The organism is Flammeovirgaceae bacterium (genome assembly GCA_015180985.1).
In the GTDB taxonomy this organism is placed as follows: Bacteria; Bacteroidota; Bacteroidia; order Cytophagales; family Cyclobacteriaceae; genus UBA2336.
Genome location: CP054185.1, coordinates 2892259 through 2918578 on the forward strand (window position 1 = coordinate 2892259; position 26320 = coordinate 2918578).

Genomic DNA, 26320 nt, shown 5'->3' on the forward strand with positions numbered 1-26320 from the left:
AGGGGTCGTATGAAAACCTGCAATTTTGGTATTATAAACATTTGACCCTTTCAGGGTCGATTTTGTATTTTTTAATCCCGGAGGGATTCGATGTTTATAGAAAATATGAACAGCGGATTTATGCGACCCCGAGGGGGTCGTATGAATATCGTACAATCCATTTCTATGAACATTTGAATCCTTCGGATTCTTTATTCTTCTATCCATTTGAATAAATATTCATCTTTAAAGTCTATTTCAAACTTTCTTAAAAAATCCAGATACTCATCTCTGAATGTTTGCTTCTTATGATGCTCCTTTTGATTCATGATGTACTTAATCACTGAATCAATTTGTGAATGACTATATGAAAATGCACCATAACCTTCCTGCCAATTAAATTTGAATTTTGATAGCTTCTTTTCCTTGATAAACTCGGTTGAGGATTTCTTTACTTCTCTTACCAAATCCGATAAACAACAAGATGGCCTCATGCCAATTAAAAAATGTATATGGTCGGGCATACCATTTATGGTAAGCATTTTTTGGTCTTTATTTTTAACGATTCCGGAAATATATTTATACAACTCTTCTTCCCAGGATGCATGAATCAGACAATCCCTGTTCTGAACAGCAAAGACAACCTGAATATAGATTTGCGAAAAAGTTCCGGGCATGTATTACTTCTTTTTCTTTTTCGGAATTTTCTTGTCGCCTTCGTTCAATTGCAAGGCAGTTTTTGCATTCAGCGAGGTAACTACCTTTTTTCCTGTTTTTGCTTCCAGTTCCTTGCGTGCAACCTTTGCTACATTACCGCCTTGCTTTGCGACCTTCTTGCTTTCTTCAAAATCTTTGGGGTTGGTTGCGGCTGAGATGTCTTTTGTGGATGCTTCTGCCAGCATGTTCAGAATAAGTTCTGTATTGGTCATGTTATCCCTCAGGTTTTCCTTTTTCAGCCCTTTCAGGATTTTGTATTCTTTGGTGGTTTTATCACTCCAGGCTTTGGTGATGATGTCGGTAAGCGTAGCAAACTGAACGCCTTCTTTCAAGCCTCTCTTTTTCCATTCGTCTGTTAATTCTTTCCGTATCTCAATGCTTTTAAGGCGTTGGTTTATCCAGCTTTCAGAATAACCCAACTTCATGTATTGCTCCAATGCTCTGTCAATGCTTAGTTCAGGGTCTTGCATTTCATCCAATCTTTCGGATGCTACCTGAGCCAGCCAAAGTTTAAAGGGTTCTGCTTTGGGCGATGGAATGGATTGAATCAGACGGAAGAGTTGTTCGGTATCGGCAACATCGGTTAATCGCATTTTACCATCAGAAGCAGGCATTTTCAACCCGTGACAATTCGTCACGGTTTCATTTCCTTCCTCTTTAAGTCGTTGTTTTAACTTTCTCCAGTATGCATTGGGGTCAACGCTTTCTGTTAATGCAGCAATTACATCAACAATGGAGATATACCATTTCTCTTTTTCATTGTCCCAAAGAGAACGCACTTTTTTGTCTTCAAAGATTTTGATATCAGTTTGTTTGCTCATGCTGCTAATACTTGTTCGGTTAAACTTAAAATTTCGTCAATCTCTTTTTGATTGAAAATTCCTCTGATGCCTTCGGGGTGAAGCATGGTAAAAGGAGATTCAATCAGGTTGCGTTTGCTCACATCACCTTTTTCCAACACAAAATTCTTGAGCAAGTCCAAAAATTGAAGTTGACGGCTGGTGAGGTAACTGTGTTTGGCAATAAAATCATCAAATGCTTTGGTCACGGTTTCGGCAAAGGTTTCCAATTGTTCAATACCCAAAATGTGTTTGATGAATTGCACCAATGCCGCTTTGCGGTGGTTGTAAACCTTGCGAAGCAAATCAATGGTAATGTGCGGATGTTCGTTGTGCAGTTCTTCGGCTAACTGTTCGGCTTCTTCTGTTGTGATTTCCTGTCCTTGTTTTAGTTTTTGCAAAATCGGACTGCTTGAAACCAGTTCGTTGATTTTCTTTTCCACCAGTTCACGGTATTTGGCTACACTCAATGCTTCGTGTTGCGGACCAAACTCTACAAATTCTTTTTCGGCAACTATGTCTTTCAGATTGAATTTGGCAGGAGCTAACGGAATAACTGCTTCACGGAATTTCATCAAAGGCGAAAGCTTCTGAATCAGTTCTTCAAACTTATCCTCATTGATGGTTGCCCAATAATGATTGTTTTGTGCCTGCCGAATTAATTCTTGCTCTCTTGCCACAATGTTGATGCTCAAAGGCAGTTCGCCAATTTCTTCAATGATGCTTTCTTTTAGTGTTTCAAATTTTTCGGTTTCACCAGCCAAATGAGCCAAAGAAACTTCCACAATGTCTTTTTCAAACCGCATGGCTTTGAAATCCACATCCGAAACCGTGCGAAGCAATGGTTTTACAACGGCTTCCAAGAATTCCATTTTGTCAGCAGTCAGGTTGTTCCAGAAGTTTTCATCTTCCAGGCGTTGCAGTTCGTGTTTGGCTTCCATAATCACTACCGAATTTTTCGGAAGTGCTTCAACTTGCTTTCTGATTTTCTGAACTTCTTTGCTTACAATTTCTGTATTGCTTTGCGTTCGGGCTTCTTCAATCTTTTCCAATCGCACACCAAACAAACGAACAGGCAATGGAATTTGTGCTTTCAGTTCTTTGCCTCTCGGATTCAGTTTGAAATATTCAAAGTTGTCCCAACAGTCAAGAATCAGGAAATTGTCTTTTTGGGTGCACCAAGGTTTTATTTTTTCAGGTTCAAGCAAACGGGTTCCTCTGCCTATCATCTGCCAAAATTTGGTGTAGCTGTAAACAGGTTTTGCGAAAACCAAATTCACCAATTCACGAACATCAATACCCGTGTCGAGCATATCCACACTAACGGCAATGCGGGGCATGTCGTTGCTCACAAACTGGTCAAGCAAACCGCCTTTGCCATAAACCCGTGGGTCTTCGCTTACCAATACTTTGGCTAATTCACCTTTGTATTCAGGATAAAGCGAATCAAAAATTTCTTCCACCCGTTTTGCATGGGCTTTACTGATGCAAAAGAAAATTGTTTTCCCCGGCAACACTCCGTTGGCATCTTTGATACATTCTTCCATGAATTCACGAACAATCAAGGCATTTGTGCCACGGTTGATTACCTTCTTTTCAATCTCTGTTCCTTCATAATTGATTTCTTCAATTTCCTTTCCTTCCAACATGAGTTTCTGTTGGTCTTCCAAAGTAATTGTCCGCTTATTTATGCCTTCGTCCTGAAACTTGGTTTTGATTTTCATTACCTGAAAATTGCTCAGGAATGGCGGTATGTGATTTACCGCTTCATCATAGGAATAAGCAAAAGTCGGAACGCCATCTTCGCACTCAAACAACTGAAACGTGTTGTGGTCAATTACATCCGTTGGTGTGGCTGTCAAGCCAAGCGTAATGGTATTGAAGTAATCAAGAATTTCCTGATAGGTGTTGTAAATGCTTCGGTGGCTTTCGTCCACCACAATCATGTCAAAGAAATGCGGACTCAATGATTTTTCTTCATTGCGAATTACATTCAACATAGTCGGATAAGTTGAAACATAAATTCGTCTGTCGGTCGCAATTTCTTTCTCGCCTTGTTTTGGCCAGCGTGGTTCGTTGGGCAAATGCTCTTTGAATGCTTCCAGTGTTTGGTCACGCAATGCAATTCTGTCAACAAGGAATAAAACTCTTTCTGCCCAACCTGCTCTCATCAATGCGTCAACTAAGGCTATGCAAGTTCTTGTCTTGCCCGTGCCTGTCGCCATTACCAATAAGAATTTGCGTTTCCTTTTTTCAACGGCTTCCATTACGGCACGGATAGAAGCAATTTGATAATTCCGTCCTGCAATTTTGGTATTGATGAGTTCTCCTGCTAATTGTTTTCTCGCCTTGCGGATGTATGCGTAACGTTCAAGGTCGTCCCGTGTCGGAAAACCATAGACTTTCTTTGGCGGATAATTGTCTAAGTCCCAAAAGTAAATGTCGTGTCCGTTAGTATAAAAGCAGAAAGGCAAGTCAACGCCCTGTGTTGATTGAATGTTGTAGCAATATTGTTTGGCTTGTTCTCGTCCAAGTGCAGCGTCCACCGAAGTCTTTTTGGCTTCGACAACGGCAAGAGGTTTGCCGTCCTTACCTAATAAAACATAGTCGCTGTATTGGTGTCCAGCGTATGGCGTTGTCGGTTCTTCAACAACAGTCAACTGAATATCAAATTCCTCAATTACCTGAGTTCGGTCAGTCACATTCCAGCCCGCTTGTTTTAAGCGGTTGTCAATGATTTCTTTCCTTGTCAGTTTTTCGTTCTTCACTTTTAAATTCTAAAATTTATAGTTGGTCAAAATACGTAAAAAATCCGTTTTGTTGTCCGAATGCTCTGTCGGTGCGATGGCAGAAACGGCATAAAATTGAATTAAAAAAAATGTATCGAAGATATTTATTTGTACACAATTACTCATCATACCGCACTGTCATTTTGGCTATGCGGTCTTTCAACTGTTCGGTGGTTAGCTTTTCGCGCAGGCGGTCAACCATAATGGGGAAGGCAAACGGTGTGGGTTTGTGGGGCCGGGTAATGATTATCTTCTGGTGGCTTATCCGCTCCAGCGCGCTGCGCAGCCGCGCCTCTTCCAACTGAAAATCCATTACCTCCTCATAGGCCTGCCTGAACAACAGGTTGTGCGCCTCGTATTCATGAAACACATCAAAAAATAACTGCGCGGTCGATTGCAGGTGGCGGTCCTTCACCGGCTTGCCCGGGTAGCCTTTAAACACCAGCCCGGCAATGGCGGCAATTTCCCTGAACTTCCTGCGGGCCATTTCGGTAGCGTTAATGCTGGCCTGTATGTCTTTCATCAAATGCTCTGCACCCAGCAGGTTTGTTTCAATAGCCTCTTCTATCGGTATCGGCTGGTCGCTGAGCAATTCAAAACCATAGTCGTTCATGGCAATGGAAAAGGTAATGGGTTTTATACGTGCAATACGATACGCCACCAGGGCGGCCATGCCTTCGTGTACAAAGCGCCCTTCAAACGGGTACATCAGCACATGGTACCCCTCTCCGGTTTCAATGTACTCAATCAGAAATTCGCTTTTACCAGGCAGGTGCGACCGTTGTTGCTGTAAAGCAAACAGGGGGTTTAAAAATTTCAGTTCACTATCGCTTTCATTTCCTTTCACTACTTCATCAAGTTTGTAGCGTATCCGTTCGCTGAGCTGCGATGACAAGGGCATCCTTCCGCCCTGCCACGAGGGCACCAGTCCGGATTTTCGTTTGCTCTTCCGCACCTGGGCGTCCATGTCTTTAATGCGCACCAGTTCCAGCACCTGGCCGGCAAACCAAAATGTATCGCCTGCATTCAGACGCGAGATAAAATATTCTTCAATGGTGCCGAGGTACTTTCCGGAAAGCAATTTTACATTCAGCGAAGGATCACTTACAATGGTACCGATAGACAGCCGATGGCGCTGCGCAATGTACCGGCTCTCAATACGGTAGCGTCCGTCATGGTCAATTATCACCTTCCGGTATTCATCATAAGCCTGTAATGAGTCACCTCCGGTGGTTATAAAATTTAAGATCCACGCCCACTCGTCATCGGTTATGGAGTTATAGCTGAACGTGGTTCTTATTTCTTTCAAAATCTCATCCGGATAAAACCCGTCTGATACGGCCAGCGTAACCAGATACTGCATCAGCACATCGAACGAGCGGATGTAGGGAATCCGTTCTTCCATAATTCCTTTACGCATGGCTTCGCGCAGTGCAGCCGCTTCGGTTAACTCGAGTGAGTGCGTTGGCACAAAATAAATGCGGCTGACGGCACCGGGCTGGTGACCGCTGCGGCCGGCCCGCTGAAGAAAACGGGCAACACCTTTCGGACTTCCCACCTGGATGACTGTTTCCACCGGACTGAAATCAACACCGAGATCAAGGCTTGACGTGCACACCACCGCTTTCAGGTTTCCTTCGTAGAGTTGGTCTTCTACCCAGTGCCGCATCTCTTTGCTGATGGAACCGTGGTGCATGGCCACCAGCCCTGAAAGTTCGGGTGCCTTATCGAGCATTTTCTGGTACCAGATTTCAGCGAAGGAGCGCGTGTTGGTAAAGATGAGCGTGCTGGTACTTTGTTTTACAATCTCCACCACCTTATCAAGCAACTGAATACCCAGGTGCCCGGCCCACGGCATCGTCTCCACCGAGTCGGGAAGGATGGAGACGACTTCAATTTTTTTAGAGATGCTTCCTTTGATAAACACCCCCCTCTGTCCCCCCTTGAGGGGGGAAGAGGACAACTCACCTCCCTTGTGGGGAGAAAGGGAGGTGTGGTCTTTCCCTAATAACATCTCCACTGCCTGCTCCATATTTCCAATGGTGGCTGATATTCCCCACACCTTCAGTTGCGGAACAAGCGCTTTCAACCGCGATAAGGCCAGTTCAACCTGCACGCCCCGCTTTGAACCCATCAGCTCATGCCATTCATCGGCCACCACCACCTTCAGGTTTTTAAAAAAATCAGCGTAGCCTTTTTGAGTAAGCAGTAAATGCAAACTCTCAGGCGTAATAATGAGAAACTCGGGAGGCTTTGTTTTCTGACGCTCGCGTTCTTTAACAGAAGTGTCTCCTGAACGAACGCCAACTTGCCAGTGTAAACCTAAACCCGCAATGGCCCGGGTAGCTGAAAGCTCTATTTCCTTTGCCAGGGCACGGATAGGTGTAATCCAGATGGCCCGTAAGCCATTACCTTTCTTGCTACAGCCATGCTTGCGGATAAATTCAAGCAGAATAGGCACCACCAGCGAATAAGTTTTTCCGCTGCCGGTAGGGGCATTAACCAGTCCGCTGTGCCCGGCCAGGTAAGCCTGCCAGGCTTCATACTGAAACGGAAAGGGCTTCCAGCCTTTAACCTGAAACCAGGCTTCGGCTTTGCTTATCAGCGTGGCTTGATCCATTGCCCAAGGTAGTTTTTCATTACTTTCGGAATCCGATTTAAACAATATTTCCACAGGGTTGTTTTAGGTGGTTATGGGTCAGTACTCTATTAAAGAACTCGAAAAATTGTCGGGCATAAAAGCCCATACTATCCGCATCTGGGAAAAGCGGCACCATATTGTTGAGCCCCAGCGTACAGGCACCAATATCAGGTTGTATTCGGATGACGACCTGAAGCGCATCATCAACGTGGCCTTGCTCAATAATCATGGCATCCGCATCTCGCAGATTGCCCGGATGACGCGCGAACAAATCAGCAATAAGATAAAGGAACTCAGCGATCAGAAATCAGCCAACGAAATCTTCATTGATCAACTGGTGGTGGCCATGGTGGATATGGATGAGGAGAAGTTCAATGAAATCGCAACAGCACTCGTTAAGCGCTATGGATTTGAGCGAACCATTATTGAAACCATCTACCCCTTTCTTGAAAAAATCGGGGTGCTGTGGCAGGCCGGAACGGTAAACCCTGCACAAGAACATTTTATTTCCAACCTTATCCGCCAGCAATTGATTACGGCCGGAGCATCGCTGCCTGTACCACCAAAAAGTGCGCGCAAGGCCATACTTTTTCTGCCGGAAGGCGAGTTCCATGAATTCGGATTACTCTTCTTTAATTATATCGCCCGAAGCAAAGGTATTTACACGTACTACCTGGGGCAGTCGGTACCTTTTGCCGATTTGAAGGCGGTCTATGAAATCCACAAACCGCAATTCATTATCACTTCATTTGTGTCAACCCCTTCAGCCACCGAAGTTAAATCGTACGTAGAAAAAATGTCGCGCGAATTTGCCGATGCCACCATTATTGCATCGGGTAACAACCTGCGCAACACGGCCTTTATTGTACCCCGTAATTTTAAGGTTATCTATAAGTCAACGGAACTGGCCGGTGTACTCGAATCGGCCTGATGCGGGTCTGCCCACACAGTTTTGTTTAACCTTCCTTCGTAAGGAAATCCAAAAAGCGGATCTTTTAACTAATCCGTTGAACAAACCTTTACTTTAAGCCTGTAATCGCGTAAAGCTTGCTAAAATTGTTTAACAATTTAATTAAAAAATTAAACAGTTTTAGCCATGTCAGCACTGGAATTTGACTACCAGATAGCCGGATTAAGGAGTACCCTCAAGGCATTTACCCGCAGGTTTACCTCCAACCGCGAAGAATCAAACGACCTGGTTCAGGACACTATCCTGAAAGCCCTTACCTACCGGAATAAGTTCAGAGAAGATACCAACCTGAAAGGCTGGCTGTTTACTATTATGCGCAACACGTTTATCAATAATTACCGCAAAAACCAGCGCGCCAAAACCTCGCATGACGACACCAGGGAATTATATTATCTGAATGTTGAAGACACACATACATTTAACAGCCCGGGATCACGCTTTGAATACAAAGACATCTGGAACCACATAAACCAGTTGCGCGAAGAATTGCTGGTGCCTTTTAAAATGCACACCAGCGGTTACAAGTACCACGAAATTGCCGAACACCTGGGCATACCCATCGGCACCGTGAAGAACCGCATCTTCCACGCACGTAAGGAAATTCAAAGCCGGTTGGCGGGATATTGATTATCTTAGCTGACCGTGCTTTCTATTAAACATGACTAAAGTTGCTGTAATCGGTTCCGGTTTTTCGGGTTTATCAGCCGCCTGCCACCTGGCAAAAGCAGGCTTTGAGGTAACCGTGTTTGAAAAAAACAGCACACCGGGTGGCCGTGCCCGGAAATTTGAAGCCCAGGGCTTTACCTTTGATATGGGACCCAGCTGGTACTGGATGCCCGATGTGTTTGAAAAATTTTTTGCAGCATTCGGTAAATCGCCTTCCGATTATTATCAGCTCGAAAGGTTGGATCCCTCCTATCGGATTTATTATTCAGCCGATGACCAACTGGATATTCCCGCGGGAATCAGTGCCCTGTGCGCCATGTTCGAACGGCTGGAGCCCGGAAGCAGTAAAAACCTGCTGAAGTTCCTGGATGAAGGTAAATTCAAATACGAAATCGGCATTAATAAACTGGTTTATAAACCGGGGCGGTCGCTATTGGAACTGGCCGATCCACAAGTAATGACCGGGGTATTCAGGCTTCATGTATTCCAATCCATTTCAACCTACATACGGAAATACTTTAAAGAAAAGAAACTTATTCAACTGCTCGAATTTCCGGTTTTGTTTCTGGGGGCCACGCCACAAAACACCCCGGCCCTCTATAGCCTGATGAACTATGCCGACATGGCCCTGGGTACCTGGTACCCGAAAGGCGGCATGCATAAAATCATCGAAGGAATGGTACAACTGGCCACCGAATTGGGCGTAACCTTTGAGTTTAACAGCGCAGTACAGCAACTTGAACTGAATGCTATTAAAGCAAAAGGTGTAATTGTTAACGGGCACTTCAGGGCGTTCGACTACATCGTAGCCGGGGCCGATTATCACCACGTGGAACAAACCCTGCTGCCGGAAAATTTCAGACGGTACACACCAACGTACTGGAACAGCCGGACCCTGGCGCCTTCCAGCCTGATTTTTTACCTGGGCATCGGCAAAAAACTGGAGGGCCTGCTGCACCACACCTTATTCTTTGATGAGGATTTTGGAAAACATGCGGAAGAAATTTACGAAAACCCGCAATGGCCAACCCGTCCTCAGTTTTACATCAGTTGTACTTCCATAACCGATCCGGACGCAGCGCCTGCCGGATGTGAAAACCTGATGATTCTGATTCCGGTTGCCCCGGGCTTATCCGATACGGATGAAATCCGGGAAAAGTACTTCCACATGGTTATTGAACGACTGGAAAAACTTACCGGGCAATCCATTAAAGAAAACATCATTTACAAACGCAGTTATGCCCACAACGATTTTACGGCCGATTACAATGCGTTTAAAGGAAATGCCTACGGACTGGCCAATACGCTGCGGCAAACGGCCAACCTGAAGCCGGCTATTCATAACAAAAAGGTGAACAATTTGTTTTATACAGGACAGCTAACGGTGCCGGGACCGGGCGTACCGCCCAGCATCATCAGCGGCCACGTTGTTGCCGGTGAAGTCATTAAACGATCAAAACGTAGTAACTAATTTTATCCCGATGAAGGAACTCTACGACAAAGTATCCTTGCGTTGCAGCCGGCTTACCACGCGGGCGTACAGCACCTCGTTTTCGCTGGGTATCCTGTGTCTTCGTAAGGAACTCCGCGACCCGATTTACGCCATCTACGGTTTTGTGCGCTTTGCCGATGAGATTGTGGATACTTTTCACCAGTATAATAAAGAAGATCTGTTAACCCGCTTTAAACAGGAAACCTACCAGGCAATTGATGCCGGGATAAGCCTTAACCCGATTCTGAACAGTTTCCAGCATGCGGTACGGCAATACAACATTGATCGTTCATCCATTGATCTTTTTTTGCGCAGTATGGAAATGGACTTGAGCCGCAAGGTATACGATGATCATGGCCTGAAAGAATACATCCTGGGTTCAGCCGAAGTAGTTGGCCTGATGTGCCTGCGTGTTTTTGTAAACGGTGATGATGCACTGTATGAAAAATTAAAGCCCTATGCCATGAGCCTGGGTTCGGCCTTCCAGAAAGTGAACTTCCTGCGCGACCTGCAGGCCGATTACACAAACATGGGCCGAACGTATTTCCCGGGCGTGGATTTCAAAAATTTTAATGAAACGCAGAAGCAACTAATTGAAACCGGCATCCGGGCCGATTTTGACCATGCGCTTGAAGGAATTAAAATGCTTCCGAGATCATCCCGCTTCGGGGTGTATGTTGCCTATGTGTACTACACGGCACTATTCAGGAAAATACAAAACACCCCGTGTGAAAAAGTGCTGGAGAGCCGCATCCGCATCCGCAACCGGTATAAAGCCAGCCTGCTGGCCTATTCGTATGTAAAACATCAGTTCAACCTTATCTGATATGGAGCACGTTATTCTGGTTGATGAACATGACAACGAAGTGGGAACCATGGAAAAAATGGAAGCGCACCAAAAAGGCGTTTTACACCGGGCTTTTTCCGTGCTGGTGTTCAATTCAAAAGGCGAAATGCTGATTCAGAAACGGGCCGATTGCAAATACCATAGTGGCGGCTTATGGACGAATACCTGTTGCAGCCACCCGCGCCCCGGAGAACGCATTGAAGAAGCCGCCAAACGCAGGTTACAGGAGGAAATGGGCATACTTGCTAATCCTGAAAAAGCGTACTCATTCATTTATAAAACACAACTTGACGGTGGACTTACCGAGCATGAACTGGATCATGTGTTGTTTGCCTATAGCGATAGCGTTCCTGACGTGAATTACAACGAAGTTCAGGATTGGCAATTCATCAGCATTGCGCAGCTAAAGCAGCGCATCAAAAAAAATCCCGAGTTGTTTACGTATTGGTTCCGTCTGATTATAAATCATCCGCAAATAAATTCAACCGTATCGGCTTAGGCATGAGCCTTTACCTGATGTGGACATTTTTTAGTTACCCTGACAAAAAGTTTTTTAGAAATGTTTAGTTTCCTGAAGAAAGTTCAGTTGAAAGTCTTTCAGAAAAAACGACTGATGATGCTGGAAGAAGCCATGCACATTCAACGCTCGGGCGACCTGAAACTGTACGCATTAAAGATGGAAGCCATCGATAAACTGGAAAAGGAAATTGAGGCGCTTCGAAAATAAACAGGCTGAATCTGCCATTAACAAAACCGTAACCCTTTTCTGGTTCAGGCGCGACCTGCGCCTGCAGGATAATGCCGGGTTATATCATGCCCTCAAAGAAAACAACAACGTACTACCCATCTTTATTTTTGATACGGAAATCCTCGATAAACTCGAAGATGAAAAAGACGCCCGCGTGGAGTTCATCCACCAGTCGCTAAACCACTTGAAGAAAGAACTGGAAGACCTGGGCGGCTCGTTAGCCGTGTTTCATGGCAATCCCGTTAAGATTTTTAACAACCTTAACCCAAAAGCGGTTTACACCAACCACGATTATGAACCGTACGGCAAGCAGCGCGATGCACAGATAAAAAAAATACTCGAAGCAAAGGGGGTGCGGTTTAAATCCTTTAAAGACATCGTGATTTTTGAAAAAGATGAGATTATAAAAGACGATGGCACACCCTATACGGTATACACCCCGTACAGTAAAAAATGGAAAGCCACCTTAAACAACTTTTACAGTAAAAGCTATCCCGTTGAAAAATACACAGGCAACCTGCTTACCATTAGTCCGCTTCCCTTTCCGGAACTTCCAGCGATTGGATTTAAAAAGTCGGGTATTACATTTCCGGAAAGAAAAATAAAATTATCGGTTATTGAAAAATACCACCTGCAGCGCGATATACCCGGCATTGAAGGAACCTCGCGCCTGAGTGTTCACCTGCGGTTTGGTACGGTGAGTATTCGCAAACTCGTTCAGGTTGCTTTAAAGAAAAATGAAAAGTGGCTTAACGAACTTATCTGGCGCGATTTCTACCACATGATTCTCTGGCACTTTCCGCATGTGGCAATAAAAGCGTTTAAACCCGCTTACGACCAGATTGAATGGCGGAACAACCCGGAAGAGTTTAGGGCCTGGTGCGAGGGTAAAACCGGCTACCCTATTGTAGATGCCGGCATGCGCGAACTGAATGCCACCGGCTACATGCACAACCGCGTGCGCATGATTGTGGCCAGCTTCCTTACCAAACACCTGCTCATCGATTGGCGGTGGGGCGAGGCCTACTTTGCTAAAAAGCTTCTTGATTTTGATTTAGCCGCCAACAATGGGGGCTGGCAGTGGGCTGCCGGTTCGGGCTGCGATGCCGCACCATATTTCAGGGTGTTCAACCCGTACATCCAAACTGAAAAATTTGATCCCGACCGGAAGTATATTAAAAAGTGGGTACCCGAAGTTGATACTCCTGATTATCCCAAACCCATTGTCGATCATGCTATTGCCCGTGAACGCGTATTAAAAGCGTACCAGGTTGCATTGAGATAAGCAGTGATATGAGGTCACACTTTATTTCGAGAAAAAGTCCTACGACCGCCTGCAGCCTGGCCCAGGACAAAATTTTATGTACTATGCTGATCCCCGCTCACAGCGTGGCGAAGCATCTCTTAGAGCGAACAAATAATTAAACGTTCATCAGGTATTGTATTAGCCGTGTGTTTGCGGATTACCAGAAAAACATAAATCGGATTTCGCTGTTTTCTCTTATATGAAGATATACTGCCTTAAACGGACACAATTCCTCCCAATTACAATCAGAGAAGCGTGGGAATTTTTCTCCACTCCGGCCAACCTCACCAAAATAACACCCGAACATATGGGATTTAAAATACTATATATGTCGGGTGGACCAAAAATGTATGCCGGTCAACTAATCCGATATATTGTTTACGGCCTGCCCGGAGTACCCATGAACTGGACAACCGAAATTACCCATGTACAGGAACCTTATTATTTTGTTGATGAGCAACGCTTTGGGCCTTATGCACTGTGGCACCACCAGCACCATTTTAAAGAAGTGGCAGGAGGTGTTGAAATGACCGATGAAGTAAATTATGCTATTCCGCTCGGTTTTATTGGACGACTGGCCCACTGGCTTTTTGTAGAGCGTGAGCTAAATCGTATTTTTGACTTCCGGTATCAGGTATTGGAAACCTATTTCAAACAACCCAAGCCGCAGTACGCATGAGCATAACCACCATTTTGATTTGTGCTGCCATTACCGTGGCTACTTTTCTGTTCTGGGAATTTGTAGCCTGGCTCACCCACAAGTATGTAATGCATGGTTTTTTATGGGTGTGGCACAAATCGCACCATACCGTGCACGATCATACGCTTGAAAAAAATGATTGGTTTGCTGTTGTATTCAGCATCCCTTCCATTGCATTGTTCTATTATTTCAGCCTGGTGAAGTATAATCCTTACGGACTGGCCGTAGGCCTGGGCATATTTTGCTATGGTGTATTTTATATTGTTTTTCACGACATCATCGTACACCAGCGCATCCGGTGGCGCCCCGCCAAACGAAGCAAGTACCTTCAGCGAATGATTAACGCGCATTATATTCATCACGCCAAACACACCAAAGAAGGCTGCGAGGCCTTTGGTTTTTTGTATGCACCTAAAAAATATGAACCGAAGCAGTTTATATTTAAGAAAGAAAGACAGGAAACCCAATAACTGCCTTTGAACGACCGCTACCTTTACCTTGCGCTTGACCTGGCCTCCATCAGCATTCCGCTGCTGTTCAGTTTTTATAAACCGGCTCCGTTTTACAAAACATGGAAAAATCTTTGGCCTGCTATTATAATACCAGCCGTCATATTCATGGTATGGGATGAATGGTTTACTCGTATGGGCGTTTGGGGGTTTAATCCACGGTACCTTACCGGAGTGTATGTGGGTAATCTTCCTTTAGAGGAAATTCTTTTCTTTATCTGTATTCCGTATGCCTGTGTATTTACCTACTTCGCTTTAAAATACCTCATTGAAAAAGATTACCTGTTCCCTCATCAGGAGTTAATCAGCAGCACCATTATTATACTGATGTTACTGATTGGCATGCACCAGATTGAAAAATGGTACACCGGAGTAACATTTATGTTGCTTGGTCTTTTCCTGGCTTTTCAAATGTTGAAAATACGACCCCGCTATATGGGTAGGTTCTACCTGGCATATGCCGTTATCCTGATACCTTTTTTTATCATCAACGGTATCTTAACCGGTTCCTTTATTGAAGAAGAAGTAGTGTGGTATAATAACAATGAAAATCTGGGCTTTCGGCTGGGCACCATTCCGGTGGAGGACATTTTTTACGGCATGCTCCTCATCCTGATGAATGTGGTTATATACGAATGGCTGCAAGAAAAAAATCCCGCCAGAAAGCGGGATTCATAATTGAAAATTTTCCTTAGCTAAACGACTAGTTCAATAGGTTTTTCGCGCTTTTCCTTTTTGGGTTTTGCCGCCTTCTCGGCTTTACGCTCGGCTTTTTCCGCTTTCTTCATGGCCTTTTTGGTATCGCTGGCAACCGCAGCAGCCAGTTTTTTACTGGTGCGTTTGATTAGCTTTTTCACTTTCTTGGAAGGACTCGGATCTTCTTTACTTACAACTTCCTGGATAGTACCCGAAAACTTATTTTTCAGATCCTTCTTTAATGCTTTAGTCTTGTTCATAAAATGGATAATTGGGATTTGAAAATAAGGAATTGTTACAAGAAGGTTAACTGCTTAATAAAAATTTAATATTAAAAAATAAAAGGCGCTCATAATGAGCGCCTTAGGTTCATTCAGCCAATACCGGTTACTCGTAGCGCAGCGAGGTTACAGGGTTAAGTTTTGCTGCTTTAATGGCCTGGTAACCGATGGTTAATGCGGCAACAATAAAGGCCATTACCCCTGCCAGCAGAAATACCCACCCACTCAGTTCAATCCGGTAGGCAAAACCGGCAAGCCATTGCCCCATAAAATACCAGGCTGGTACCACGGCTACTATAAAGGCAATGCCTACCAACAGTAAAAATTCCTTCGAAAGGGTTATAACCAGGCCGCCTACAGGGGCACCGAGCGCCTTCCGGATACCGATTTCCTTTGTCCGCTGCTCAGTTAAAAAGGCAGCCAATGCAAACAGGCCAAGGCAGGCAATGAATATAGCCAGCGAAGAAAATACGGTGAACAGATCACGCATACGCATTTCGGCTCGGAACAGGGCATCAAAATCCTGGTCAAGAAAACTGTACTCAAACGGAATACCCGGAGCAAACTCTTTCCATAACGCTTCCATTTTTGCAACGGCTTCAGAAGGACTGCCTTCGTACCGCACCATTAGTTGACGGGAAACATCCACCAACTGAACAATCAACGGCCGCACTTTAGTCTTTAATGATTCGTAATTAAAATCTTCAAGAACACCAACTACCGTAATCTTTTTGGACTGTTCTCCGGAAAAATCAAGAATTTCTGAACCAACGGCCGTCTCTATAGTCCAACCCAATTCGCGAACGGCCGATTCATTTATCAGGCAGGCTGACGAATCAGACGCCAAATCCCGACTGAAAAACCTGCCTTCCTTCAGGTTAAACTTCATCACCTCCTGGTGATCCCAATCAGCAAAGTATGATGCCAGTAACCGATCCTGGTTCGAACCTGCTGTTCTGAATACGTTGATGTTGTTAATCCCGGGAAACAAATTATTTGTGTACGATGAAGCCGTTATACCCGAGAGCTGATCCAGTTTCTCTTTGAATGACTTTCGGCTTTCGCCAAGGTTCCGCATATTCTGAATAGTAATAACGCGGTTCTTATCAATACCCAGGCTTTTCTGCTGCATAAAACTTAGTTGCTGATAAACAACCAGCGTTGCCGCAATTAAGAAGATGGATACACTAAACTGCACCACCACCAGCAAGCTGCGCACGCCTTTGGTTTTCATCCCCGCCCGCAATTTGCCTTTCAGCACCTCTACGGGATTAAACGAAGTGAGATAAAGAGCCGGGTAGCTGCCCGCCAACAAGCCTACCAGTAAAAGCAAGACAACTACCATCGTCATAAACTCTACGCTCCACAGTGAACTAAATGTTAACGATTTACCAGCCAGTATATTGAACGAGGGTAATAATGCCCAGGTAAGTGCACAGGCAAAGAGAATAGCGACTACACTATAGATAAAGGATTCGGCATAAAACTGCCCAATCAGCTGCCTGCGAAAAGAGCCGAGTGTTTTGCGTAAGCCAACTTCTTTAGCCCGCCCTGCCGAACGCGCTGTGGAAAGGTTCATAAAATTGATGCACGCGATAACCAAAATGAATAAACCCACGGCAGCAAAAATGTAAACATACTTAATATCGCCAGCCGGCTCAGGGTCGCCTTCCAGTTTACTGTACAGGTGGGTATCCACCATCGGGTAAACAAAGTAACTGTATTTGCCTCCCTGCGCTTTAAACTGCTCGAATGTGAGGCCAAGTTGCTCAATTTCAGGCCCCACATGTTTTAGTACCAGTTCTTCCAACCGGGCATCTACAAAGCCGGGCGTTGTCTTGTCATCAAGTTTAACATACGTATAAAGCGAATTGCCCGTCCAGCCTTTGTATATCTGATTATCCACTGTGCTAAACGACAATAGCGCGTTGAATTGAAAATGCGAGTTTAGCGGTACTCTTTTGGCCACGCCTGTAACCTTAAATGATTTCTTGTCAGGCCCGATAACCAAAAGTTTGCCCACCGGATTACCGGCACCAAAATATTTTGTGGATAATTCCTCGGTAATCACCACCGAGTTGGGTTCAGTAAGCATACTGCCTGCATCGCCATGAATCAACTCAAAACTGAAAAAAGAAAAGAAATTGGAATCCACATAAAACACTTTCTTTTCGCTGAAGGACAATTCTTCGAACGAAAAAACAACTGTATTCGAAGCCGGCCAGATTCGGGTATACTCGGTTACACCCGGAATCTCCTCAACCATGGCGCGACCCACCGGGTAACAGGAGTTACTAACATTAAATTCCTGCCCGGCCATTTTACCCATTAACCCCACACGGTAAATACGGTTGGCATCGCGATGAAACCGATCAAAACTCAGTTCATCTTTTACATAAATAAAAATAAAGAGGCATGCAGCCACACCTACTGTTAAGCCGGCAATGTTAATAGCTGAAAATAGTTTGTACTTAAGGATGTTACGAATGGCAATGGTAATGTAATTACGCAGCATAAGGTTTAATGAAATAGTAGTTAGTTAGTTAAACAAGTCAATCAGGATTTATCCAAACAGCAGACGCTTTTACAGAGCATAAGGTTACACTTACTCATCCCTCAATACGTTAACCGGATTCATACGGGCCGTATTGTAGGTTTTTAAACTTACCGTTAAGGTTGCTGCCGCAAGAATAATAACCGATGAAATAACAAGGGTAGCCAGCGTAGCTTTCTGGTAAAAATCCCAAATGCTGTCCATCAGCATCTCCGACATCCAGGCCCCACCCCATGAACCGAACAAACAGGCTATCAATAATATAACAACAAACTCGGCATTAATAACCCTGGAAATGTTGGCTACCGATGCACCCAGCACTTTACGAACCCCAATCTCTTTCATCTTTTTTATGATGTTTAATGAAACCAGGGTAAACAAGCCGGTAATGGAAAGCAATACGGCCACAATACCCAGGAAGATGAACATCTTAACGATATTGTTGTTCACCGTGGTTGCCTCAACCAGTTGGTCGTCCATATACCGGCTGGCAAATTTCCGGTTAGGAAAAATAGTTTTCCACTTCTCCTCCATATAGGAATTTACACCTACAATCTTATCAAGTGGAGCGGTAAGCACCAGGTGCCGGTAGTTTTCTGTTGCGGAGTACCTGAACATTACCGGATCAAAGTCTTCCCACAGGCCGTTATTGTAAATATCTTTCACCACGCCAACCACAAATAATTTAACCGTGTCCATCCAAATAATTTCCTTACCGAGGGGTTTATCCCATCCGAAAAGCGAAGCGACACGTTCGGTTATGATTACTGATTCTTTACGGTCAGTTTCCGAATCCTTTATGAAATCCCTTCCCTGTAAAAGGGTAAGGCCGGCCGTTGCGAGGTAGTTGTCGCCCACATTCAGAATATCCGCTTCAATTTCTTTATCCTCATGCTTAATCGGATCGTTGTACGCATTTGAAAACAAGTGATGTTCAGCGCCCGCTATGGAAATCACATCCGGGTTTTGAGCCATTACATCGCGAAGGGCATTGAATTCCGATTCGCTGTTTACCCAGGTGAATAGCACTTCCCGCTGCTTAAAGCCCATATCAAATTCCTGCTGGTATTTTGCGTTTTGGGTAAACGCGATGCTGCAAACAATCCCGATTAACGAAATAGCAAACTGAAGTGCCAGGAGAATACGGGTAAAATAATTCGTGCCACCAAACTTCAATTTCCCTTTCAGAATTGCGGTAGGTTGAAACTTACTGATGTAGAAAGCAGGATAACTGCCGGCTAATAACCCGGTAAACAGCAGCGTTAACATCATCACGATGGTAAAATCGGGTTTACCCAGGTAGTTGGTGGTAAGTTTCATGTAAGGCCATAGCGCATTGAAGGCAGGGAGGAGCAGCAGGTCAGCAATAACCATCCCAAGCAGAAGGGCCATAAAACACACCAGCATGGTTTCACCGATGAACTGAACAATTAATTGCTGGCGCATACTGCCCATTACTTTACGGATACCGATTTCCTTTAGCCTGCGCGAGGAAATGGCGATGGACGTGTTGGTGAGGTTAAAGCAGGCAATAAGCAGTACAAAAATTCCCATCACTCCTACCCCTACTACTGCTGCAAGTGGCGAGGCGTTGCGCGTCCACCTGCCCGGCCGGCTCGCGTATTCATCGCGAACAGCCATTCCCACCAGCGGGTCAAGCGCAAAGCCGCTGATTATAAAGTCTTCGCGCACCTTATTGTTGTTCTCTTTATACGGTTTAAGCTGCTCTTCAATGGCGTTAATCCGGCTAACGTCTTTCAGCTGCACAAACACGGTATTGCGGAAATACCAATTACTGCCTTGATTAAAGTCGGCATTAAGATCCCAGAAGTTTTCATAATGGGTAAATGCGTTGTCGTTAAAACTGGAGTTGGTAGGTGGTAATTTATAAACACCTCCTACTTCATACTCCCGCACACGTCCTTCGGTTAGTATATGGGTAAAGGGTTTTCCTGCGGCCTGTACGGTTCCATATAATCGCAGCGCCAGTTCATCGCTGATGAGCACGCGCGACTTATCCTGAATAGCATTTAATGATCCGTCCAGTACTTCAAGGGTGAACATGGTTATAAAATCAGAATCCACATAGGAAAGACGGGTGTCAAAAATTTCATCGCCTATACGCACATCGGCATAAACACTCGAATACCGTGTAACGGCTTCAACGTCTTTAACATTCTCCCGCAAGGCTGCGCCTAAAGGCAACGGAACATAACCGTACTCAGTAAATTTTCCTTGAAATTCCCGGATAAGGTTTACCCTGTAAATTTCATGCCGGTTGGTATGGTATTCGTCAAAGCTCGCATTAAAGTCGTAGTTGTAGTAACCTACAATACAGCAAGCGATGGCTATGGCCATACCGAGTATATTGATAAAGAGATAAATCTTATTCTTCATCATACTACGGATGGTGATAAGCAGATAGTTTTTAATCATGCCGGGGTTGGTTTCGGAGGATAGACGAACATTTAATAAACATGGTTGCATGATACCCAAAGAAAATGCCAGCCTTTTAAAGGCACGAAATTGTTTGAATAACGGATATCAATCCAAAAAAATGTTCACTTCTGAACAAGGCACTGTTCGGAGATTGACTCTAAAAAAATGAACCCCGGCAGTTTCCCGCCAGGGTCCGAAACAACCTAAACCTGTAAACTTTTAAATATGAAAATGTTCTTTGATGTTTTCGGTTACAACCTTGCCGTCAAACAGGTTAACAATGCGGTGGGCATAGTTGGCATCGTATGGCGAGTGCGTTACCATTACAATGGTGGTCCCCTCCTCATTTAATTGAGAAAGAAGCTTCATTACCTCTTCGCCATTGGCCGAATCGAGGTTACCGGTGGGTTCGTCAGCCAGAATAACTTTGGGTTTGGCTACAATCGCCCGTGAAATGGCCACACGCTGTTGCTGGCCGCCCGACAATTGCTGAGGGAAGTGATTTCTGCGATGCATGATGTTCATGCGCTCCAGTACTTCTTCAACGCGTTGCTTACGCTCGGAAGAAGGAACCTTCATGTACAACAGAGGCAGTTCAACGTTTTCAAAAACGGTAAGTTCATCAATGAGATTAAAACTTTGAAACACAAAGCCTATGGAACCTTTCCGTAACTGTGCCCGCTGGCGTTCGGAGTATTTTGATACCTCATGGTCTCCGAAGTAATATTCTCCATTAGTGGGGTTATCGAGCAGGCCCAGAATATTTAACAAGGTTGACTTACCACAACCCGAAGGCCCCATAATGGCAACAAACTCGCCTCCTTTAATCTCCAGGTTAATGTTGTTCAATGCAGTCGTTTCCACTTCTTCGGTGGTATAGACTTTTTCAAGGTTTTTCAGTTTGATCATGGTAGTTGTATTTCGGTTTATGATGTTCGTTAAGTTGATTTTGTTTTATACGATTTACTCTAATATTTGTTCAAGGTTCTTGGTTCAAGGTTCTTGGTTCTTGGTTCAAGGTTCTTGGTTCAAGGTTCTTGGTTCTTGGTTCAAAGTTCCTGGTTCAGAATATAACCAAGAACCTTGAACCTTGAACTTTGAACCTTGAACTTTGAACCTCAAACTTTGAACTCCAAATCAGTTCAGCACCAACACTTCATTATTTCCAAAATTCTCGTACGAAGAAGTTATCACCCTGTCGCCAGGCTTTAACCCCTCCAGTATTTCAAAGTGTTCAGTATTCTTACGGCCCAGTTTGACGCTCCTTTTTACCGCCCGGTTACCATCGCCCTCCAGTACATATACCCAGTTGCCACCCGTATCCTTATAGAATCCGCCAACCGGCAATAATACCTCTTCGCTTGACTGGCCCAACTCAATGCGCAGGCGTAACGACAGGCCACGCCTGATTCCCTGCGGAGTTTCATTCACAAAATTCATATCTACCGGAAAACGACCGTTGGTAACATTCGGATAAACATACACAATTACTAACTCGTATTCTTTGCCTGCATAGGTTGTTGTTGCGCGCAATCCTTCAGAAATTCTTGGAAGGTACAACTCATCAATCTCTACGCGCACTTTATAACTTCCTACAACATCAACCTGGCCTAACCGCTGACCGGTATTTATGCTTTGACCCACATCCAGTTGCGGACGGGTTAGCTGGCCATCAATAGGTGCCCGTATAACCAGATTATCCAGAATTTTACTCACCCCATCCAGGCTCATCATCATGCGCTTTTCCGAAGCAGCCGTTTCGCGTAACTGGCGGATGCGATCGATGGAATCGGCTTTATATACTTCGTAGGTTATGCGCTTGCGCTCGAGGTTAAACTTGTAATCCGCTTCGGTGCGTTCAAATTCCTGTTTCGAAATCAGCTTCTTCTCAAATAATTGCTTCTGCCGGTAATACTGAGGCTCCAGAATTGCCAACTGGTTATCTATTGCCGCCAATAATTGCCGCTGCTCCAGGTCGTTCCGCATAATGTTCAAACGGGTTTCGCGTGCACGGTTAATGCTTTCATTGAATGAAGCCTCTTGCTGCAAGACCGATAATTCGCGGTTAAGGTTGCTTAGTTCAAGAATAACATCGCCTTTTTTCAGCATGGCTCCGCTTTCAGCAACAACCCGTTTAATAATCCCCCCCTCAACAGCATCCAGGTATACCGTGCGGCTGGGCTCAACGGTTCCGGTTTGGGGTATAAACTCCTGAAACACTCCGCGTTTTACTTCCGATATCGTGATTTTATCTTTCTCAACTTTCAATCTGGAACGCCTGTCGGCAAACAAAGCCTGGTAGCCAACAAATACCACTACCAGCCCGATACCCCCATAGGTGGCTATCCGCTTAAGCGTCCATTTTTTCTTTTTAATCTGCCGATCCATTAATCAATAATTCAATAATTAAGCCCACGATTGCCAACAAACGTGCCAAGGGGCTTTTAATGGAATTTCAATCGGTTACTATGCTAAAATCGAAAATATTCCGTTCACAAATGAACGTGATTGTCCGTATGCGGACGAAAACTGCTACTTTTAAATGCCCAAATGCAGCTATTTCAAGCAAGACAGGGGCCATACAGGCTTCGGTACCAACTTTGTAACCGGTAGCCCGAAAACGGACGAAAGCGAACGGATATGGAACAAAAACAAGGTAAGCTGCTGATTGTAGATGACAACGAAGACCTGCTGAAGGCGGCCAAAATGTTTCTGAAAAGGCACTTTGCGCAGGTTGATACGGAGAAGAATCCGGAGGCAATACCTGCGCTGATGAGCAATGAAGATTACGATGTGATTCTGCTCGATATGAATTTTACCAAAGATGTAAGCAGTGGCAAAGAAGGGTATTACTGGCTGGGTAAAATTCTGGAGCTCGATCCCTCGGCCGTGGTTGTATTAATTACTGCCTACGGTGATGTGCAGATGGCCGTTAAAGCCATTAAAGCCGGTGCCACCGATTTTGTACTAAAACCCTGGGAAAACGAAAAGCTGCTGGCTACGCTGTACTCGTCCATGCGCCTGCGCGAATCGCGCGATGAAATTGAAACGCTGAAAATAAAGAACCAGGAAATTAATAAAGAACTCAACAGCCGCTTTAGCGAAATCATCGGTTCCAGTGCAATAATGCAGCGCATTTTTCAAACCATCGACCGGGTGGCCAAAACCGATGCCAACGTGCTGATACTTGGCGAAAACGGAACCGGAAAAGAATTGATAGCGCGCGCCATCCACCGGAATTCGGCACGCAGTCATGAAAACTTTGCAAGTGTTGATTTGGGTTCAATAACCGAAACACTTTTTGAAAGCGAACTTTTTGGTCATAAGAAAGGTGCCTTTACCGATGCCAAGGAAGACAGGGCCGGTCGCTTTGAACTGGCTAATGGCGGCACGCTTTTTCTCGATGAAATCGGAAATCTTTCCATGCCGCTTCAGGCCAAGCTGCTCACGGTTATTCAAAACCGAAAAGTAAGTCGCGTTGGGTCTAACAAGGAAACACCCATTGATATTCGGTTAATCTGTGCCACCAACCTGCCGCTTTATGAAATGGTAAAGGAAAATAAATTCCGGCAGGACCTCCTCTACCGCATTAACACAATTGAAATTGAAATACCGGCCTTGCGCGATCGGCTGGAAGACATCCCGCTGCTGGCAAATCACTTTTTAAAACATTATGCCGGCAAATACAATAAGCCGGTTTCCAAAATCAGCGATGCGGCCCTTACCAGGATGCACAAACATCCGTGGCCCGGAAATATCCGTGAATTACAACATGCTATTGAGCGAGCCGTTATTCTAAGCAATGGCAATGTGTTGCAACCGGAAGATTTTACTTTTACCACGCAGCCGGCTAAAGATGACGGCCAGCTAAATCTGGATCAGTACAACCTGGATGAAGTAGAAAAACTGCTCATCCGCAAAGTACTGAAAAAGGTTAACGGAAACATTACCCAGGCAGCAGCCGAACTGGGCCTGACCCGATCATCGCTTTACCGCAGACTGGAAAAACATGGCCTGTAAAAAAGATCTGCCCAAATGAACGTGTTCCGCGACTTCCGCTCAAGGATAATCCTGCGCGTTGTATTGCTGGGCGCATCCATGGCACTCTTTACCTACATGCTCGGGCAGGTAAATATGTTGTTTGCAGCCTTGCTGACCGGGGTGGTAATCCTGCTGCAGTTGCTGGAACTGTTTCGGTTTGTAAGCCTAACCAACCGCAAACTTACCCGCTTTCTGGAGTCCGTTAAATACTCCGATTTTATATCGGGCTTCACCACCGATAACAAACTTGGAAAAAGTTTTAAGGATCTGAACATCGCATTTAATGAAGTACTGGAAGCTTTCAGAAAAGCACGAAGCGAAAAGGAAGAACACTGGCAATACCTGAATACCGTGGTGCAACAGGTGCGAACCGGCATATTGTCCTTTGATGAAACGGGCGTCATCCAGTTAATCAATGCCAATGCAAAGAAATTTCTTGGTGTACAGGCTATCAAGAACATTAACGAACTACAGGATCGAAACCTGAAACTGCACGAAGCCATCACCACTACCCAACCGGGCAGAAGCACCCTTTACAAGGGAGGCAATGAACTGTACCTGACTATCCAGGTTACCGAATTACGTATACGCGGTAAGGATGTGAAACTGATAACCCTGCAGAACATACAGCCGGAACTGCAGCGACAGGAAGTTGAAGCCTGGCAAAATTTAACACGGGTGCTCCGTCACGAAATCATGAACTCCATCACGCCCATTTCCTCGCTTACCTCAACACTAAAAGATGTGCTGGAGTACGACATGATAAAAACCAATAATCATTATGAATTGAAAAAAGAAGGAGCGGAAGATCTGAAAGAAGGGCTGGAAACCATTGAAACACGTAGCAAAGGGTTAATTAAATTTATTGATGCTTACCGCGAATACACCTCGCTTCCAAAACCTAAAGTAAAGTCGGTTCGGCTAAAGGACCTGATCGAGAAGGTAGCCTTACTGATGAAGCCGGAAATAAAAGTCCGCAACATAAACTTTACATACGAATGCACATCGGAGTACCTGACCATCCAGGCTGATGAAGAAATGATTGAGCAGGTGCTGATTAACCTGCTTAAAAATGCACTGGAGGCATTAGCGGATACGCCCTCGCCCCGATTGCAGCTTATTGGCCGGTATGATGAAAGCGCAGTGCTTGTAGAAATAATCGACAACGGCTCGGGGATTATTAAAGAAGCTATTGAAAAAATATTCATTCCCTTTTTTACAACAAAAAAAACAGGCTCAGGTATTGGCCTGAGCCTGTCTCGGCAGATTATGCAGTTGCACAACGGCTCCATCAGCGTGGAATCGGAGCCCGATGTACGAACGGTGTTTACGCTGAGGTTTTAATCGAACTCAACTTCAATGAGTTGACCGGAAAAAGAGCCTTTAACAACAACATCATTACCGCTGTCGTCTTCCATTTGCAAATCGAATTTGATCGTCCAGGTGTTGCCCGAGCGGGAAATGGTAACACTGCCATCAACCGTGTAATAGCCGGTGCCGGTGCCGCTGTCAAAATCCGCATCAGCCGCGAAAGCGTCATACAAGGTTGACTCGATAAATCCATCACTGTAATCATAGGTACCGGGCTTCAGTTCAATGGTGCTCCCCGAAAACAGCGTCATCACCAAAATCTGACCTTCACCACCAAGGTTATCACCATCAACAGTAATTCCGCTCGAGGTCAGCAGGATATCGTAAAGAGAACCCTGGTTGCCGTTATCATCAAATTCGATGCCGTAACCGGCAATGTAGCCATTGGTAAGTTTAAACGAGGTACCGTCAATAATTATGCGATCAGGAACTTCATCGTCTTTGCTGCAAGAGGATAAAACAAGTACAAAAAACAATAACGATGCGAAATAGCTAAATAAAGTTTTCATTGGTAAGGGTTTATTATTTAAAGATAGGCAATAAAAACCTTATCAGAAAATTACTTCAGAAAGTACCCCTAAACTAATCTGGAAAATCGGGCCAAAGGAAAGACCCTAAATACAATAAACACTTAGAGAGGACACTGCATTAAGAGTTTCATGCTGCTTGATTAGAGGTCCTTCGCAAGCTCATGACAACCAGAGAGTTTGTTATGCTGAGGCCGCTCAATGAGCG

The 26320-nt window shown here is 44.8% G+C and carries 22 protein-coding genes; 12 read left to right on the forward strand and 10 right to left on the reverse strand.

Annotated features, from left to right (window positions below; translation table 11 throughout):
• Positions 1–191: 191 nt before the first annotated feature.
• From tnpA to HRU69_13305, 4 genes are all read right to left on the reverse strand, one after another.
• On the reverse strand, positions 192–656 hold the full coding sequence (gene tnpA, locus HRU69_13290) for an IS200/IS605 family transposase (protein QOI98405.1): 465 nt from the start codon (positions 654–656) through the stop codon (positions 192–194).
• A 3-nt stretch (positions 657–659) separates the two neighbouring features.
• Positions 660–1517: a Bro-N domain-containing protein gene (locus HRU69_13295; protein QOI98406.1), complete on the reverse strand. Its 858-nt coding sequence runs from the start codon at positions 1515–1517 to the stop codon at positions 660–662.
• Entirely contained in the window at positions 1514–4303 is a 2790-nt protein-coding gene (locus HRU69_13300; GenBank protein ID QOI98407.1) for a DEAD/DEAH box helicase family protein, read from the reverse strand. The genes HRU69_13295 and HRU69_13300 overlap by 4 nt, the downstream gene beginning before the upstream one ends.
• Positions 4304–4442: 139 nt before the next feature.
• Positions 4443–6944, reverse strand: a complete 2502-nt coding sequence (locus tag HRU69_13305) for a ligase-associated DNA damage response DEXH box helicase (GenBank protein QOI98408.1) — start codon at positions 6942–6944, stop codon at positions 4443–4445.
• Positions 6945–7017: 73 nt separating this feature from the next.
• On the opposite strand from HRU69_13305, the gene HRU69_13310 reads away from it, so the two are divergent.
• From HRU69_13310 to HRU69_13355, 10 genes are all read left to right on the forward strand, one after another.
• Positions 7018–7896, forward strand: coding sequence for a MerR family transcriptional regulator (locus HRU69_13310; GenBank protein QOI98409.1), 879 nt, complete (start codon positions 7018–7020; stop codon positions 7894–7896).
• Positions 7897–8061: 165 nt separating this feature from the next.
• The gene (locus HRU69_13315; GenBank protein QOI98410.1) at positions 8062–8562 is read left to right on the forward strand and encodes an RNA polymerase sigma factor; all 501 of its coding nucleotides are present in this window, start codon (positions 8062–8064) and stop codon (positions 8560–8562) included.
• Between the two features lie 31 nt (positions 8563–8593).
• Positions 8594–10072, forward strand: a complete 1479-nt coding sequence (gene crtI, locus HRU69_13320) for a phytoene desaturase (GenBank protein ID QOI98411.1) — start codon at positions 8594–8596, stop codon at positions 10070–10072.
• A 10-nt stretch (positions 10073–10082) separates the two neighbouring features.
• Entirely contained in the window at positions 10083–10919 is an 837-nt protein-coding gene (locus tag HRU69_13325) for a phytoene/squalene synthase family protein (protein QOI98412.1), read from the forward strand.
• Position 10920: 1 nt separating this feature from the next.
• On the forward strand, positions 10921–11439 hold the full coding sequence (gene idi / locus HRU69_13330) for an isopentenyl-diphosphate Delta-isomerase (protein ID QOI98413.1): 519 nt from the start codon (positions 10921–10923) through the stop codon (positions 11437–11439).
• Between the two features lie 60 nt (positions 11440–11499).
• Positions 11500–11667: a hypothetical protein gene (locus HRU69_13335; GenBank protein QOI98414.1), complete on the forward strand. Its 168-nt coding sequence runs from the start codon at positions 11500–11502 to the stop codon at positions 11665–11667.
• A gap of 16 nt (positions 11668–11683) precedes the next feature.
• Entirely contained in the window at positions 11684–12973 is a 1290-nt protein-coding gene (locus HRU69_13340) for a deoxyribodipyrimidine photo-lyase (GenBank protein QOI98933.1), read from the forward strand.
• A gap of 220 nt (positions 12974–13193) precedes the next feature.
• Complete coding sequence (locus HRU69_13345) at positions 13194–13673, forward strand: SRPBCC family protein (GenBank protein QOI98415.1); 480 nt, start codon at positions 13194–13196, stop codon at positions 13671–13673.
• Positions 13670–14164 (forward strand): sterol desaturase family protein, encoded by a 495-nt coding sequence (locus tag HRU69_13350; GenBank protein ID QOI98416.1) that lies wholly within the window; start codon positions 13670–13672, stop codon positions 14162–14164. The genes HRU69_13345 and HRU69_13350 overlap by 4 nt, the downstream gene beginning before the upstream one ends.
• Before the next feature lie 6 nt (positions 14165–14170).
• Positions 14171–14881, forward strand: a complete 711-nt coding sequence (locus HRU69_13355; GenBank protein QOI98417.1) for a lycopene cyclase domain-containing protein — start codon at positions 14171–14173, stop codon at positions 14879–14881.
• Positions 14882–14898: 17 nt separating this feature from the next.
• Here the strand turns inward: HRU69_13355 and HRU69_13360 are convergent, their stop codons facing one another.
• The 5 genes from HRU69_13360 to HRU69_13380 all read right to left on the reverse strand — a co-directional run bounded on the left by HRU69_13360 (position 14899) and on the right by HRU69_13380 (position 22561).
• The gene (locus tag HRU69_13360; GenBank protein QOI98418.1) at positions 14899–15159 is read right to left on the reverse strand and encodes a hypothetical protein; all 261 of its coding nucleotides are present in this window, start codon (positions 15157–15159) and stop codon (positions 14899–14901) included.
• A 127-nt stretch (positions 15160–15286) separates the two neighbouring features.
• Positions 15287–17695 carry an ABC transporter permease gene (locus HRU69_13365; GenBank protein ID QOI98419.1) on the reverse strand — a complete coding sequence of 803 codons (2409 nt, stop codon included), beginning with the start codon at positions 17693–17695 and terminating at the stop codon, positions 15287–15289.
• 90 nt (positions 17696–17785) lie between these two features.
• The gene (locus tag HRU69_13370; GenBank protein QOI98420.1) at positions 17786–20170 is read right to left on the reverse strand and encodes an ABC transporter permease; all 2385 of its coding nucleotides are present in this window, start codon (positions 20168–20170) and stop codon (positions 17786–17788) included.
• 222 nt (positions 20171–20392) lie between these two features.
• Entirely contained in the window at positions 20393–21082 is a 690-nt protein-coding gene (locus tag HRU69_13375) for an ABC transporter ATP-binding protein (GenBank protein QOI98421.1), read from the reverse strand.
• A 228-nt stretch (positions 21083–21310) separates the two neighbouring features.
• A complete protein-coding gene (locus HRU69_13380) occupies positions 21311–22561 on the reverse strand; it encodes an efflux RND transporter periplasmic adaptor subunit (protein QOI98422.1) in 1251 nt (416 codons plus the stop codon).
• A gap of 252 nt (positions 22562–22813) precedes the next feature.
• Between HRU69_13380 and HRU69_13385 the strand changes: the two genes are divergently transcribed.
• Entirely contained in the window at positions 22814–24193 is a 1380-nt protein-coding gene (locus HRU69_13385; GenBank protein QOI98423.1) for a sigma-54-dependent Fis family transcriptional regulator, read from the forward strand.
• 15 nt (positions 24194–24208) lie between these two features.
• Positions 24209–25558, forward strand: coding sequence for a GHKL domain-containing protein (locus HRU69_13390; GenBank protein ID QOI98424.1), 1350 nt, complete (start codon positions 24209–24211; stop codon positions 25556–25558).
• Here HRU69_13390 and HRU69_13395 read toward each other — a convergent pair.
• Entirely contained in the window at positions 25555–26094 is a 540-nt protein-coding gene (locus tag HRU69_13395; GenBank protein ID QOI98425.1) for a hypothetical protein, read from the reverse strand. The genes HRU69_13390 and HRU69_13395 overlap by 4 nt on opposite strands.
• Between the last annotated feature and the right edge of the window lie 226 nt (positions 26095–26320).